Origin of the sequence: Leptospira sp. B5-022, assembly GCF_000347035.1 — a bacterium.
Classification (GTDB): Bacteria; Spirochaetota; Leptospiria; order Leptospirales; family Leptospiraceae; genus Leptospira_B; species Leptospira_B cinconiae.
Genome location: NZ_ANIJ01000047.1, coordinates 179,600 through 194,202 on the forward strand (window position 1 = coordinate 179,600; position 14,603 = coordinate 194,202).

Here is a 14,603-nt window from a genome sequence, read left to right on the forward strand (position 1 = left end):
AAATCTTATTTATAAGATTTCATTTTGAAAGGTAGGGACAAATCGGAAGAGAATTCCTCTCCGGTTTCCTGCATGTCTTCGTCGTCTTCTTTATAGAGCCACTCGACTTCCACCTTTCCGCCTTTGTCATGATACTTCTGGAGATTGTCCAAAATATCCATGATCACTTTGGAAGAGCTGGTGTTAAAATAATCCATTTGAAAACGGAACTGGATCTGTTTGCCTGTCGTCTGGATTGCGGTCAACCAGTCAAAGACAGGTTTGTAAAACGCCATTGCGTTTTCCGGATAGGATTCTCCGATAATTTCCGCGAGCCCCTTGTCCGATTCTAAGATGATTTCCGGTGAAGTTTTAGTCTGTTGTATATGTAAGGATTCCATGATTAGTTTTCCTTCGTAAAGAATGCGGAGATTGTAAAAAAGGATAGTTTGCCATCCAATTTGTCGAAACGAAATACCAGAGGCCCGTCCGACTTCCTGGCAATATCGATTAATCCCACACCTGCTCCTTTGCTATCTTCCGGCCTCTCCGATCTAAGTTGCTGTTGGTAGAAGGACTTTAATTCGTCCTTACTCATGGAGTTGATTTTTTGTATCCTTTCGGTCAAAAACTCGATCTTCTCGTTTAGTACCAAATTTCCCGAAGCAACATGGTAGCCAACCGAATTTTCCCTAACTATGAGGATCCCTACGCCTGCATCTTTCTGCTCTTCATTAATTTTTCGCTCGGCGGAGTAGTGCAGCATATTTTGCGCTAGTTCAATAAAAACGGCGAAAATTTTCTTAATTTTAGATTCCGTGCTTAAAGAAGTCCGGATCATTGATCCCAACTCGGTCAGAACTTCCTGGGACAGTCTGCCCTTAAAGGATACGAGCAGGTTGTATTCGCTGGTTTCCTGATAAGTCTTAAATAGATTTATGACTTCATTTTCCATCATCAGCATCTTCCTTTTTCAGAAACATCTCCTTATCTTCCCCCCAATATTACACCGACTAGTGTTATGTCGTCCCGCTGTGCCTCTCCGTTTTGATGGGCTAACAGGAAGGATTCTAAACGTTCTTTTTGTTCTTCACCGGAAAGATGTTCGATTCCGCTTAAGAAGTTTAGTAACCCTTTGGTACCGATTTTTTGCCGGTCCGGATTCGGCTGATCCATAAAGCCGTCCGTGGTTAAGTAAACACTCGTACGTATTCCTTTTTCCAAGGGAATCGAGTGTGTTGTAAATTTTCGCGTTTCTTCTTTTTGCCTTCCGCCGATCGAGAATCTATCACCTTTAATTTCGGTCAAGACTCCGCCTTTTCCAATAAAAATAGGCCGTTTTGCTCCCGCAAAGTATAAATTGTTTCCTTCAATCTTTAATAAACAAAGATCCATTCCGTCCCTAGAATTCGTTTGGTCCATGTCCTGTTTGAGAGCCTGCCTGACTTTTTTATGTAAATGTTCTAAAATAGATCCCGGATCGGTAATACCAATTTCGTTTACGATCTGATTAAGCAAAGTATTTCCGATCATGGACATAAGAGCTCCCGGCACTCCGTGGCCGGTACAATCGACGGATGCGATATATATTGTATCTTCCTGTTTTGAAAACCAGTAAAAATCTCCTGATACAATATCTTTCGGGCGGAATACCACAAAATAATCGGAAAGTGCACCTCCCAATACTTCAGAAGAAGGTAAAATTGCCTGCTGGATATTCAAGGAATATGTAATACTGTCCGTAATATGCTGGTTTTTTAATGCCAGATCATCGTTGGCCTGAGCTAATTCTTTGGTTCTTTCGGCGACCTTACTTTCCAAATTCGCGTAAAGTAATGCGTTATCGATGGATATCGCGGCCTGCGAGGATAGAATGGAGATAGTCTGGAGTCTATCCGAAGTGAATGCAGCCTCGGAAAGATTATTCTCCAAATATAATATACCGATCAGTTCTCCTTGTTTGATGATCGGAGAACATAGAACGGATTTTGTTTTCCTTTCTCTTATATACGGATCCTTGTTGAATTTCTCATCTGCGAAAGCGTTTCTGAGCACCAGATCCTCTTTGGTCCTTTCTACATAGTAGATAACGCTGATAGGTAAATTTTTACTTTCTTGGATCGGAATTCCTTGGAGGACTCTGATCTCATCGTCCGTCGTACTTCCTTCCGCTTCTACGAATAGTTTTCCGTCCCTTCGTAGGATCATGACCCCTTTTTCCGCACCCACGTTCTCTATGGAAATCTGCATTAAAGTATCCAATAAGGACTCTAGTTTGATCTCGCCGGAGATCGCAGTGGAACTTTTCAGGATGGATTGGAAGTCCAGGGTCTGACCGGAATATACTTCCGTAGCGGAAGCGGTCCTGGTGCTTAAGGTCCCCATGGTGCGGGTAGTGCGGAAAGTATCTCTTCCTTTTTCTCGGATGAATTCCGGGAACTTGGTTTTGAGGAGTTCCTGCTTTTTAGTCGCTCCCCATCTTCCGTATTTTTGGTAAGCTTCCGCGATATATTGGGATCCGATTTTGGCGCTTCCTTTGGAGAACCAGAATTTGGATGCCAGTTCCGCGGCTAAAGCCTCATCGTTATAATATTCGTTTTTACCCGCGAGTTGAACCGCTTGCTCGTAGGTTTTCGCAGCTTTCCAGTTTTTGTATTCTAGTCTTGCAAGTTCCGCTTCTACCAATAGATATTTATGTTCGAAATTTTCAGGGGCGTTTTCGGAAAGGACTTTTAGTTTCTGTTGATTCTTCTTGATCCTTTCCAAGAATTTTACTTTTTGTTCTTGGGTAGAAAGTTTATAGTTCGCAGCCATTGCGAGAGAATGAAGATACCCGTGCTCTTCCACCGCTATTTGACCTGAAATGAATCCGAGCATACTTTCGGATTCTTCCAATTCTTTTAACGCGCTTTCTGCTTCTCCATAGCTAAGTAACGTTCTCGCCTTCATAATCTTGAAAAGACAGACCGGGAAAGGACTTTGGTGAGAATTACATAATTCTATATAATCTTTCTCATCCATTTCCTCGATGGAAAATTCCAAATGAGAAGGAGTTTTTCCTCTCAGGTTGGAAACCACCAGTGCGGATGCGAGAACCGTATCTATCGCTAAGTTGTTCTTTACCTTACGAGTGAATTTTAATAGTCCATCTATTTTAGGTTTTACTAATTCTAGATTTTTGGACTGAAGGACCACGTTGACTGCGTCGTTCATGGCGCAATAACCGCCATGCAGGAATTCCCCGGATTCTAAGCTGGCTTGGATCCCTCTATGGTTGATCTCTTCCGAATATTTTAAATGTCTTACGAACGGAGTCGTGTAGTTTGCGAGAATATTCGCTGCCTTCGTGATCCCGCTCGGGTTCTTGTATTTTTCACTCACCTTGACCGCGAGTTCCGCAAATTCGTAACCTTTTCTATATTGTTGGAAACCCGAAGTGAGAAGGATCGCATACATGGAATATCCGTACGGATCGGAAAGGTTCCCGTACTTCAAGAATAGGTTCACCATTTTTAAGGAAACAATCGGGAAAAGGGACAACGCAAAATTGTAAACGGTTGGGATGGCGCTAATCAAAAGGTTCACTGCCATGATCTGTTCCTGTTTTTGGATCAGTGGGAGGTCCAACAAGGAATCTACCGTCTTTCCTTCCAAGGCTTTGTTTACGATCTCTATCTCTTCCCCCGTTACTTTTTCATGATCTTTTTCAGGAATATCCACACCTAACGGTTGGAGCGCCTTTATGATCATCGGAAGAGCGAGGTCGAATTTTCCAAGGGCGGAATATTGGATAATGAGCAGGTTACAAGCATCCGCCTTTTCGATCGGAGATCTTGCGTATTTTAAAAGTGTATCTATCGTCTTTTGGGAATCCTCGAAGTTCCCGGTCAGATATTGGGTTTCGCCTAACTCTCTGAAGATGGAGTAACAAAGATCGTACTTGGCGTTCCAAAGAGCGTCATCCCCTTTGGAAGCCTCCGGAAGAAGGAAGAGCAATTCCCTGGCTTTTGCGATATAGGAAAGAGCCGGTTTGTAAGCCGTGGAGTTTTTGGCCTTCTTTCCTGCGATCAGATCCAATTGGGCCAGTTTTAGTTTTTCCGCCGGTTCGGTAATTAGCCCGGAGCCGATATTCATGTGATTTGCAATATCGAAAATATTGTCTTCGATATGTTTAGGGTCCGCTCCTTCCAATAGGAATCTTCCCAATTGTAAGCGGATCTTTTTTTTCTTTTCTTCTTCTATAATTTCATACGCCGCTTGTTGGACCCTATCGTGTTGGAATCGGAAGGTGACCGTTTTTGCGGTCTGGTAATTTTTTTCCTTATTCGCTTCCGTTTCCTCGAACGATTCCGCAAGGCGATAGTTTTCCCCGATCGGCACAATCAATTCTTCCGCGATGGTCTCCTGTAAGGAACTGAGCGCGGTTTTATAATCCGTTTCTAAAATCCTAGTCAAAAGAGCTAGATCAAAACTGCTCCCTATACATGCCGCCAATTCCAAGGTTTCTTGGATCTTAGGTGAAAGTTTACGGATCCTATTCACTAAAAGTTCTACTACGTTATCCGAAATCTTAGTATTCCGGATCTTGGTGATATCCCATTTCCAGATTCCTTCGCCCGGTTTTCCGGAACCATGATCGAAATAGACCGAGTCTTCCTTGGCGAGTTGTTTCAGAAGTTCCCCGATAAAGAATGGGTTTCCTCCGGTTTTGGAATGTACGATTTCCGCAAATTCGGAGGTTTTATCTTCCGAAGTATAAAGGCTGTCCGAGAGTAATTGTCTTACGTCCTTTAATGCCAAAGGTTGGAGTACGATCTTATAAGGATCCAATCCTTCCTTTTCCAGCGTATCCAGCAATACTTGGAAAGGATGGGAAGAATCCACTTCGTTGTCCCTGTATGCCAATATGATGAAAAGGTAATTTACGGTTACGTCTTCCATCAGATTTTTGAGAAGTTCTAAGGAAGCGGTATCCGCCCATTGCATATCGTCCAGGAAAATTGCAAGAGGATGGTCGGGACTTGCAAAAACCTTAATGAAGTTTTGGAATACTATGTAAAAACGGTTTGCGTTCTCTTGAGGTCCAAGTTCCGGAACAGGATCCTGTTTACCTATAATGATCTCCAATTCCGGGATCACGTCCGTGACCACTTTTCCGTTGGCGCCTACCGCTTTTTTGATCTTACTCTTCCATGCCTCGATCCTTTCCGGAGATTCGGTCAGGATCAATTCCACCAAACTGGAGAACACTTGGATGATGGCGGAGAAGGGGAGGTTCCGATTGTACTGGTCGAACTTACCCGAGATGAAATAACCTTTGGATTCGGTGAGAGGTTTATTGATTTCCTTAACAAGTGAGGATTTTCCCACACCGGAGTAACCTCCGATCAAAACCATTCTGGATCTTCCGTTTGTGGCAACGGATTTGAATTCTTCCAAAAGAGTTTTAATATACTCATCCCTTCCGTATAGTTTCTGAGGGATCTTGAATTCCGTGGAGAAATCCGTTTGGGCGAGAGGGAAAGGAGGGAAGTCTGTTTTTTCTTTCCAGAGAGCGTATGCTTTTTCCAGATCTCCCTGGAGTCCCCTTGCCGTCTGGTATCTATCTTCCGCATTTTTTGCTAGAAGTTTCATTACGATCTCTGAAAGTACGGTAGGGATTTCGGATCTTACTTCTTTCGGAGAAGAGGGGATTTTTGCCAAATGGGAATGTACTAATTGTAGAAGATCGTCTCCGTCGAACGGTAACTTTCCAAGAAGCATCTCGTAGTAAGTGATCCCCAAAGAATAAAAATCACTTCTGTAATCTACCGAACGGTTCATTCTTCCGGTTTGCTCCGGAGAAACATAGTGGATGGAACCCTCTAGGATATTCGGAGCGGACCAAGAAGTTTCCTCCTTATTCAGTCTGGTGGAAATTCCGAAATCTATGATCCGGATCTGTTTTTCATCCTTATTGAATATTATATTCTCAGGTTTTAAGTCCTTGTGTATGATCTTTTTGGAATGTATCTCGCTTAATCTTTCCGCGAGTTGGATGGCGATCGGGAAAAAATCCGAAAGAGTCATCGGCTTTTTGGAGATAAAATCCTTTAAAGAACCTCCAGGCACGAAGTCCATAAAAAGTGCGAATCCGTCTTGGAGTTTTTCGAACTTGATAGGTTTAACAAAATAACCGGAAGAAAGTAAATTCAGGATCTCGAATTCGTTCCTAAGATTGACCACCGATGGATGTAATTCATCCAATACCGGAAGAAATTTGATGATAACGGACTTACTGTCCTCTTTGCGGACAGCTTTATAAACTTCGGACGCAGATTCGGCATTCAGTCTTTCTTTTAGTTCGAACCCAGTTACGATCATCCTTCTACTTCACCTTTATTTTTATAGTCCATTCCGAAGACCAAGGCATTCGATAAAATTCGGTCTTGTTCTTCGGGAGCCTGGACCTTTCGGGACAGACCCTAATATATTATTCTAAATATCGAATTTTCAGAGACGATACAAAAGTCCGCCCCAATAAAATCCGGCTCCAACTGCAGGGGAAAGGATTAAATCACCTTTTTTGACGATCCCTTTATAATAAAATTCGGATAATGCGATCGGAATGGATGCAGCCGAAGTATTTCCCACTCTTTCAAAATTCAGAAGTATTTTTTCTCTTGGGAATTTTGTTCTGTTCAGTACATCCTGCACGACTACGTCCGTTCCCGGATGAGGGATGACCCAGTCTATATCTTCCAAGGTTATACCGTTCTTTTTTAATAGATCATCCATGGATGAAAGTGTAAGATCCGCAGCATTGGTTACAAGTTCCGGATAACTTTTTATATAAAAATTCGGTCCTGGTCCGATCTCAATGATATTGGAAAGATCTCCGTCATCCTTTAAGAAGGAATCTATGATCCCGAATTCTGTATTTCCGGTGTATTCCAAAAGTACTCCGGCCGCCGCATCACCTGCTGTGAATTCTCCATAACCGTTCATTTTGGTTCTGACAGAAAATCTTTCGCTGCCGATGACGAGTGCGTTCTTAAATTTACCGCTGCTTAAGAAAGCGGATGCCATTTGTACTCCGTGCACAAAGCCGGTACAGGCCGTACATATATCGAATGCCAATGAGTTGGAAGTTCCCGCAAGTTTAGAAGCCTGGGGAGCTAGGTCGGGAAGATAGAGGCGGTCCGTCCAGTTTGCTAGAATGAATAAGTCCACATCCTCCGCTTTTTTGCCTGCATCTTTCAGGATCATTTTGGAGGTTTCCGCGGCCATGAACTGGGCGGTCTCTTTTTCATTCGCCCTTCTTCTTTCCGTTACACCTATATTTCCGATGACCGCTTTTTCGGCAGGATGCATTTCTGGATATTTTAATCTAGGACGAATTTCATCGTTGGTAACGATCCTTTCCGGGAGATAATGCCCGATCCCGGTAATTCGAACTCCGTTCGAAACTAGGTTTTTAGAATTCGCCATGGATCAATACTCCTTTGGTCCATAATAAATTTCCAGTCATAATTCCAATCTTTTGCTTCATCTTTATCATACTTAAGGCAAACGGGTATACACCATAAACTGTTCCGTATAAATTCTTTCCGGATCCAATTCTCTGAGTGCCGTCAATTCATCCGAATTGATTGCCGGTTCTTGGGCAATAGGAAGGTCCTCGTCAGGAGGAAGCCAAAGTGTATATCTTAGAACAGCTTCTTCCGGTTCCATCTCGTCGTCGGAGGCGGGAGCAAGCCAGGAGCTCAATTCGAAAGGGTGATCCGAAAAAGGAGACCTTTGGAATCTACCGTATTGACATACTGCTTCTATCACCCTGTCTCCGGGAGAAGTGATATGTTTTACTTTTCGTACGAAACGGAAACGGTTTGCCTTCGCTACAACGATGGTATCCGCTGTGGAAACAATATCGTTTGCTCCTCCGGACCCTACTAAAAAGTTCCCCTTTCCATCTAGGACGGAGTTGATATTTCCGAACCAGTCCACTTCGGCAGCCCCGATCACTCCCAAACAATCGTCAGGTACGATGGTTCCCAATATACTTACTATATCCGAGAGCATAGAACATTGGTGTGTATGAAGTTGGCTGAAAAGAAACACATCACCCGCAAAAGGTTTCATTCCATAAAATCCGAGCTCTGCGACGATTTTGATATGGATCCCTTCTTTTTCCAGAAGTTTGGCCGCTGTCCAGGCGGCGATATGTGCGGCTCCAATTCCTGCGAGAATTGTTTTGTATCCTTTTGTTTTGACCTTCTCTATGATTGCCCTTGCGGCAAGAATGATCATCTGTTCCGAATCATTTACCGTTTTCGGATCTTCCGGAGAGGATAAAGAATGTTCCGGAGGAGTCATTTTTAAACGTCTAAGCCTGACTTCTCCCATTAGTTCCAGGTATTCCTCATGACCTCCTACTAGCATTACGTTTTCTTTATACCATTTTTCGGCCTTAGCGGGAATGCCTGCCGCTTTATTGGCCTCCATTTGGAATTCGTAATCGTCCAGATAGGATTCCACACCTTCGAATGCCGGGATCTCGGGAAAACCTTGGACTCGCAAGGATTGAGGATGAGCCCCGAATCTTGCGGGAGCGATCCCTAAAACTTTCGTGCCGGGTATATGCACTAGTTCGGGAGGCAAGGTTCCTCTTGGTACGATCTTTTCCACTGTAGCGATCACACCTTTTGTGGCGGCAAGCGCACCCCATGCTCCTTCTCCCCCAGGTTGTGAGAGAACGATATTTCCGTCTTCATCCGCAACTATGCCGTGGACCAATGTGATTTCGGGGCAGAGCGGAAGAAGGACCACCATGTCCTTTTCTTTTGTTCCTCTACTTTCGGAATCTAGATGAGGGCTTGCAGCTTCTCCGAAAGGATTTCCGTCGGTTGGTTTATGGTATAAGAATGCAGTCTTTCCTAACTTGTCCGTAATTAGGTCAGACCCTACTAAAGAGTTCGAAACAAAGCCCGGAAGTTTCATGGCCCCTGCTATCAATCTTTGCACCAAGCTAAGAAGGGACCAAAGTTCCAACTCGAATGGTTTTCCTCTCATTAAGTCCTTATATAATCCGTTCGGACTTGGCTTAGGATAATTATCTCCGGCAAAACCGGTGATCATCTTTTTTACAATGCCGGAAAGAGCGAGACAATGAGCGCTAGAATGAATACCGGCCACGCTTACGGTAAACTCGGGATTTGTTCCGTCAAAAACTCTGGAGAGAGAATAGATAAGTGCATTCGGCCTAGACATGGTAGTGGCCAAATGTATGTACATGCCAGGTTTGACGAATTCCCGTACAAGGGAGTCAGGATCGGAAAGAATCTGAGTAGTCTGATGTTTCGATTCTTGTGGCATTCGTTTATTTTGCAAAAAAGCCCGGACAAAGAGCTTTTTCACCAAAGGTTAAATTTTTGACGGAAAAAAGGCCGAATTCATACGAAATATGTGTGAAAATACTGTCAAATCGTGAGCTTAAATCCACTGATATTTCGCAAAGAAAGACTAACATCGTTTAATGCGAGTGTTTACTAAATAAGAGGGATTAGGCCTCTCTTTTTTACCAGACTTCGGTATAAAAAATTTCAGAACATCCCTCCAATCCATTCTGATCCAGGTTCCCAGGCTTTAAGATCGGATTTCCAGACTCCGATACTAAGATAGAACCCTTCGAGAAAAAAAATCAGATGTCTCAATCCACGAATCAAGAGTCTTCTACTTTTAAGACAGAACTTGTTGTCCGCAGATCCGATACCAGGAGCGCCACAGTAGTAGGCGGACTTTTTGTTTCTCACCTAACCTACGAAACCTTTATCCCGCTTGTGAACGAAGTGTTCGATACTTTCTTAGAGGCGTACTCCTGGTCTAAGGCAAATATTGCAGGGGCCAATATCATCATCCCAAAAATGGAAGTGGAATATAAGTCCGAAGCGAAAGCAGGGGACGTCCTGGAATTTTCCGCAGGAGTTTTTAATTTAGGAAAGAAGTCCTGCGAGTTACATATCTCCGCTTCTCAAAAAGTTTCCAAAGAAGAAGTGGGCCTTGCGAAAATTTCTCTAGTCTTTTACGACTATGTTTCTAAAAAAACCTTGGAGATCCCGTCCGCATTTAGGGCGAAATTCGAATAATGAATTCCAAGGTCCAAACTTCTCAGACGGAAGCTGAGTTCCCTTCGGAATATTATTTTTCGACGGAGATACCGATCCGTAAGATCGATCTGAGTTTGGACATACACGTTTCTTTCGCAAGCGTTTTGGATCTTGTGATGGAAGCTCACCTTCAATTCTTCCAATACCTGGGTTATTCCGTAACCGATATACATGGAAATAGTATCATATTCGCGAATGCTTCCATACAATACCAAGGAGAATTATTATATAAGGATAAAGTGATTATAGACGTTTCCTTGGATAATTTCGGGGAGAAGTCTTTCGATCTATACTTCCGGCTTTCCAAAAGGAATCGAGCGGAGAAGGTATCCCTCGTAAAGATCAGAGTTTTATTCTTCGATTATAAACAAAGAAAAGTAGTTCCTGTTCCTTCCGAATTCAAAAAGAAATTCGATACAGGCAAATACATCAAGATGCAAAGTCCCGAGATCGGAAAAGAGATCTCGAGTGCCGTAGGACCCGATGGATTCGTATTCGGATTCCGTAAATTGGAAGTTTGGAATTTGGCTCACGTGTTCCTTCTTCATTTATACGAACTTTGTGAAACCTGGAAAGGTAAAGTGGAACCTAGCCTTTTGGAACATATCAGATCCATTTCTTCCTTATTGCCTGTCAGGATCGCAGGAGCCTGGGGAACCCGGATCCGCGCCGAAAAAGTAAAAAATATCCTAAGAGCGAAAGTACATTTGGAAGAGCTGAGATATCTTCTGATCTTAGTTGCGGATCTTGGAAAAGTGGATCCTTCTCAAGAACTGGATGATCTTCAGACGATCAATTCTCATCTTAAAAAATATCTGAACAAAGTCAGGACCGGAGAAACTAGAAAGATCCGATGAAAGATAAGGTCGCATTAGTCACAGGCGGGAACGCAGGGATCGGAAAAGCAATCGTACACGAATTCGTTTCCAGAGGTGCGAAAGTTCTATTCTGCGGAAGAAGAGAAGAAGAAGGAAAAAAAACGGAAGAAGAAATTTCCAAACTGGGTGGAAAGGTAAAATTCTTTCGATGCGATGTGTCGGACGATTCTCAAGTAAAAGAATTGGTACAAAAAGTCGAGTCCGAATTCGGAGGCCTGGACTACGCAGTGAATAACGCCGCAGTGGGAGGACTCGCTAGCGATCTTCACCAATATCCCGAGAAAGTTTGGGACAAAGTGATCGCAGTGGATCTAAAAGGCACCTGGCTTTGTATGAAACATGAAATAGAACTTCTTTTAAAAAGAGGGGGAGGTTCTATCGTTAACGTATCTTCTATCGCGGGGTTAGTCGGTGCAGATTGGAAAGTGGCTCCTTATTCCGCGGCAAAACACGGAGTAGTCGGACTTACAAAATCCGCTGCATTAGAATACGCGGAAAAAAAGATCAGAGTGAACGCAGTATGTCCCGGATTTATCCGAACGGAAATGTTGGAGGGATTATTTCAGTCTTCTTCCGATCCGAAAGAAGCGGAGAAAAAAATCACCAGATTACATCCGGTCAATCGGCTTTCCGAACCGGGAGAAGTCGCTAAAGCGGCGGTTTGGTTATGTTCCGACGAGGCTTCCTTTATTACCGGTGTGGCGCTTCCGGTGGATGGCGGCTATACTGCAAAGTAAAAAGGAAAGATTTTTCACAGGAATCCATCAAAATTTCGTTATTTTCTCATCTAGAAAACGTAATCTTTTTTCTTGTAGGAAAGTTTGGATGAGTCAACATTGCGTAATTCCGTTTCGAAAATTATATGAAACTCCGGTATTACGCAATTACGGATAAAGGAAACTTTCGTTCTCATAACGAGGATTCTTTTTTAACCGTAGATAGTTTGGTATGCGGCCAAACTCACGGAGAATCGGAAACAGTCCGAACATTAGACACGGAAGAATCTTCCGGACTTTTTGCATTGGCGGATGGGCTCGGCGGACACGAGGCTGGAGAGATCGCAAGTCGAGTTGCATTAGAAAAACTTGCATGGATGGAAAAAGCGATCCGTCCTATCGAAGAATTACCTTCCTCCGGCTGGAAAAACCTGATCCGAAAAATTAATAACGAAGTAAACGCCTACGGTGAATCCATTGGAAAACCGAAGATGGGGACCACTCTAGTCGGTTGCCTTTTGGGAAGAAGAAAGTCCTGGATCTTCAACGTAGGAGACAGTCGCCTTTATCATTTTACGAAGAACGGACTTAGCAAGGTAACGGTAGATCATAATATCGGAGAAGAGTTGGGAACCAGTTACGGAAGAAATCTTTTAACTAGTTGTATCGGCGGCGGAACTAAAAGTATAGAAGTGGATACATTCGACTATTCGGGAAAATTATCTCCGGGAGATTTTATATTGATCTGCACCGATGGTCTCACGGAAGTCCTGAATATAGACCAGATAGAAAAGATCCTGAGAGAACACGAGGATCTTAGAGAAACCTGCAGGATACTGTCGGAAGAAGCCAACCTCAGACTGACCAGGGACAATCACACGATTGTGATCATCAAGATCGATTCAGTTTGATTACATAAATTTAAAAGCTTATTCCAAGAAATCTAAGAAAAATTAAAATGTTTTTACGATACGCTCTTAGATTTATGTAATTCTATGTCGGTAATGGCGGCTTCTCAACTTTTAAAGATTGGAAGAATAGGCGCCTTCTAACAGAAATCGGGCGGTCAATCGGAAGAATAGGTCCCCGTTGTCCGCCTCCTCGAATTGGTATACCAAGGGCATATCCGATTTTCTTGCGATCTCAAAAAATCCTAAACCTGCGCCCTTACTTTTTTCGGGTCTATCGGAACGGATCTGTTCGTTGTATCTTTGTTTGAGTTCTTCTTGAGAAAGTTTTTTAGTCTCTTCCAATTTACTTTTTAAGAACTCGGCCTGCTCTCGGGAGATCGCATTCCCACAATTGAGTTCCCAATTATGCGCCTTTCTTCTTAATACTAAGATCCCGATCCCGCTTTTTTCGTCCCTTTCTATGGAATAATGAGCAACGTTCTGGGCCATTTCCACGAACACGGTGAGGATACGATTCTTCTTCTTTTCCCCTTCTAACTTTTCCTTTAGAAGATCGTTTAAGGAAGAAATGGTGGTCTCCGAAAAAGGTCCCTTATAAAGGAGAGCGACTCCGGTCCTTTTAAGAACATTATATTGTTTTGATAATTGCATATACCCCTCAAAATTCCGGCGCCGCCAAACTTACGAATGAAGATTGGCTTCCGATTGCAAACGCCATGGAAATCGCATATCTGATTTTCGCCTTTCTGGCTCCTTCTGCGATATGATCGTGATCGCATTCGGGATCCGGATTTTCCAGGTTGATGGTTGGACAGAGTATCTGATTTTTCAACATAAGAGAAGTTGCAGCTACATTGATAATTCCCGCCGCTCCGAATGTATGACCGAATATAGGTTTAATTGAACCGACGGGAGCCCAATGAAATTTGGGCCGACCCTCATAGAGATGACCGATCGCTCGACTCTCCGCTAAATCGTTATTATGCGTGGCGGTTCCATGCCCGCAAAAATAATCGATATCTCCCAAACGAAGTCCGCTGATCTTCATGAGATGTCTAAGACCGGTTGTGGCCTTTTTACCGGTTAAGTCCATTCTCATCGCGTGGTCCGCTTCATTATAACTGTAAGTTCCTAAAACTTCCGAATAGATTTTGGCGCCTCTTTGTAAGGCTCTGTCCAATCTTTCCATGACAAGAACGACTGCACCTTCCCCCAATAAGAACCCGTCTCTGTTCTTATCATAAGGCCGTATCCCTTTTTTGGGATTATCCTTTTCCAAAGACATGACCCGACTCATTGGGTCGGAGTACATCATCATTAAAGGTTTGAGAAGAGGAAATTCGTGACCCCCAGCATACATTACTTCCGCTCTACCTTTACGGATCGCCTGGTAACATAAACTGATCGCATGATGCCCGCCCACACAAGCTGCGGAAACCGTTGTCACGAAACCTTGGATATTCGCGTTAATTGCGGTTAAGTTCGTAGGATTGGAAGCCATGGAAGTAAGAACGGAATAACGATCGAACACGTTATCATCCTTTTCTTCCAAATATTTTCTCCAAGCAAAATCCCACCAAGCCATAGAAGCTCTGGATGAAGAATCTATAAAACCGACTCTGCTTGGATGCAAGTCTCCTTTAGCTATACCTGCATCCTTATTGGCTTCTTCCATAGCTGCCATGAGTGCGAGAGTTTCCGTATTATAATTTTTGGAATATTTATCGCTCAAGTCCGGCAGATGTTTTTTCCAGTCGAAAGTATTCATTTCTCCTGCGACCTTGATCGGGAAATCTTCCGTAGGAAAACGAGTGATAAAATCCAGTTGGGATCTTCCCTCCGAAAGATTTGTCCAGAAGTCCTGCACCGAAAAAGTGTTCGGAAGAATGACTCCGATACCGGTGATGACTACTCGGGAGTTTTTTCCGTTTTTAGATTTATCCATAGAATAGCGGGTTTAGAAATTACCTAGGT

Annotated in this window: 11 protein-coding genes; 4 read left to right on the plus strand and 7 right to left on the minus strand. The window is 43.3% G+C overall.

Features of this window, described 5'->3' with window-relative positions; genetic code table 11:
* Nucleotides 1-5: 5 nt before the first annotated feature.
* From LEP1GSC192_RS17060 to LEP1GSC192_RS17080, 5 genes are all read right to left on the minus strand, one after another.
* A complete protein-coding gene (locus tag LEP1GSC192_RS17060) occupies nucleotides 6-380 on the minus strand; it encodes a DUF1987 domain-containing protein (protein WP_020771230.1) in 375 nt (124 codons plus the stop codon).
* A 2-nt stretch (nucleotides 381-382) separates the two neighbouring features.
* On the minus strand, nucleotides 383-937 hold the full coding sequence (locus LEP1GSC192_RS17065) for a SiaB family protein kinase (RefSeq protein ID WP_020771108.1): 555 nt from the start codon (nucleotides 935-937) through the stop codon (nucleotides 383-385).
* Nucleotides 938-966: 29 nt separating this feature from the next.
* On the minus strand, nucleotides 967-6,342 hold the full coding sequence (locus LEP1GSC192_RS17070) for an AAA family ATPase (protein WP_020771474.1): 5,376 nt from the start codon (nucleotides 6,340-6,342) through the stop codon (nucleotides 967-969).
* Nucleotides 6,343-6,471: 129 nt separating this feature from the next.
* Entirely contained in the window at nucleotides 6,472-7,449 is a 978-nt protein-coding gene (locus tag LEP1GSC192_RS17075; RefSeq protein ID WP_020771385.1) for a ketoacyl-ACP synthase III, read from the minus strand.
* 72 nt (nucleotides 7,450-7,521) lie between these two features.
* Nucleotides 7,522-9,333, minus strand: coding sequence for a CoA-transferase (locus LEP1GSC192_RS17080; RefSeq protein WP_036090815.1), 1,812 nt, complete (start codon nucleotides 9,331-9,333; stop codon nucleotides 7,522-7,524).
* A gap of 329 nt (nucleotides 9,334-9,662) precedes the next feature.
* Here LEP1GSC192_RS17080 and LEP1GSC192_RS17085 point away from each other — a divergent pair, with 329 nt between their 5' ends.
* The 4 genes from LEP1GSC192_RS17085 (at nucleotide 9,663) to LEP1GSC192_RS17100 (ending at nucleotide 12,629) form a co-directional block, all read left to right on the plus strand.
* Nucleotides 9,663-10,103: a thioesterase family protein gene (locus LEP1GSC192_RS17085; RefSeq protein WP_020771359.1), complete on the plus strand. Its 441-nt coding sequence runs from the start codon at nucleotides 9,663-9,665 to the stop codon at nucleotides 10,101-10,103.
* Nucleotides 10,103-10,981: a four helix bundle protein gene (locus LEP1GSC192_RS17090; protein ID WP_020771223.1), complete on the plus strand. Its 879-nt coding sequence runs from the start codon at nucleotides 10,103-10,105 to the stop codon at nucleotides 10,979-10,981. Before LEP1GSC192_RS17085 ends, LEP1GSC192_RS17090 begins: the two co-directional genes overlap by 1 nt.
* On the plus strand, nucleotides 10,978-11,739 hold the full coding sequence (locus LEP1GSC192_RS17095; protein ID WP_020771334.1) for an SDR family NAD(P)-dependent oxidoreductase: 762 nt from the start codon (nucleotides 10,978-10,980) through the stop codon (nucleotides 11,737-11,739). Before LEP1GSC192_RS17090 ends, LEP1GSC192_RS17095 begins: the two co-directional genes overlap by 4 nt.
* A 125-nt stretch (nucleotides 11,740-11,864) precedes the next feature.
* Complete coding sequence (locus LEP1GSC192_RS17100) at nucleotides 11,865-12,629, plus strand: PP2C family serine/threonine-protein phosphatase (protein WP_020771084.1); 765 nt, start codon at nucleotides 11,865-11,867, stop codon at nucleotides 12,627-12,629.
* A 111-nt stretch (nucleotides 12,630-12,740) separates the two neighbouring features.
* Here LEP1GSC192_RS17100 and LEP1GSC192_RS17105 read toward each other — a convergent pair whose 3' ends face one another.
* On the minus strand, nucleotides 12,741-13,280 hold the full coding sequence (locus tag LEP1GSC192_RS17105) for a SiaB family protein kinase (protein ID WP_020771257.1): 540 nt from the start codon (nucleotides 13,278-13,280) through the stop codon (nucleotides 12,741-12,743).
* 7 nt (nucleotides 13,281-13,287) lie between these two features.
* Nucleotides 13,288-14,574 (minus strand): beta-ketoacyl synthase, encoded by a 1,287-nt coding sequence (locus tag LEP1GSC192_RS17110; protein ID WP_020771343.1) that lies wholly within the window; start codon nucleotides 14,572-14,574, stop codon nucleotides 13,288-13,290.
* Nucleotides 14,575-14,603: the final 29 nt, after the last annotated feature.

Coding starts and splice junctions, on each gene's coding strand:
- LEP1GSC192_RS17060 (WP_020771230.1), bottom strand. CDS start 380: ATGGAATCCTTACATATACAACAGACTAAAACTTCACCGGAAATCATC.
- LEP1GSC192_RS17065 (WP_020771108.1), bottom strand. CDS start 937: ATGATGGAAAATGAAGTCATAAATCTATTTAAGACTTATCAGGAAACC.
- LEP1GSC192_RS17070 (WP_020771474.1), bottom strand. CDS start 6,342: ATGATCGTAACTGGGTTCGAACTAAAAGAAAGACTGAATGCCGAATCT.
- LEP1GSC192_RS17075 (WP_020771385.1), bottom strand. CDS start 7,449: ATGGCGAATTCTAAAAACCTAGTTTCGAACGGAGTTCGAATTACCGGG.
- LEP1GSC192_RS17080 (WP_036090815.1), bottom strand. CDS start 9,333: ATGCCACAAGAATCGAAACATCAGACTACTCAGATTCTTTCCGATCCT.
- LEP1GSC192_RS17085 (WP_020771359.1), top strand. CDS start 9,663: ATGTCTCAATCCACGAATCAAGAGTCTTCTACTTTTAAGACAGAACTT.
- LEP1GSC192_RS17090 (WP_020771223.1), top strand. CDS start 10,103: ATGAATTCCAAGGTCCAAACTTCTCAGACGGAAGCTGAGTTCCCTTCG.
- LEP1GSC192_RS17095 (WP_020771334.1), top strand. CDS start 10,978: ATGAAAGATAAGGTCGCATTAGTCACAGGCGGGAACGCAGGGATCGGA.
- LEP1GSC192_RS17100 (WP_020771084.1), top strand. CDS start 11,865: ATGAAACTCCGGTATTACGCAATTACGGATAAAGGAAACTTTCGTTCT.
- LEP1GSC192_RS17105 (WP_020771257.1), bottom strand. CDS start 13,280: ATGCAATTATCAAAACAATATAATGTTCTTAAAAGGACCGGAGTCGCT.
- LEP1GSC192_RS17110 (WP_020771343.1), bottom strand. CDS start 14,574: ATGGATAAATCTAAAAACGGAAAAAACTCCCGAGTAGTCATCACCGGT.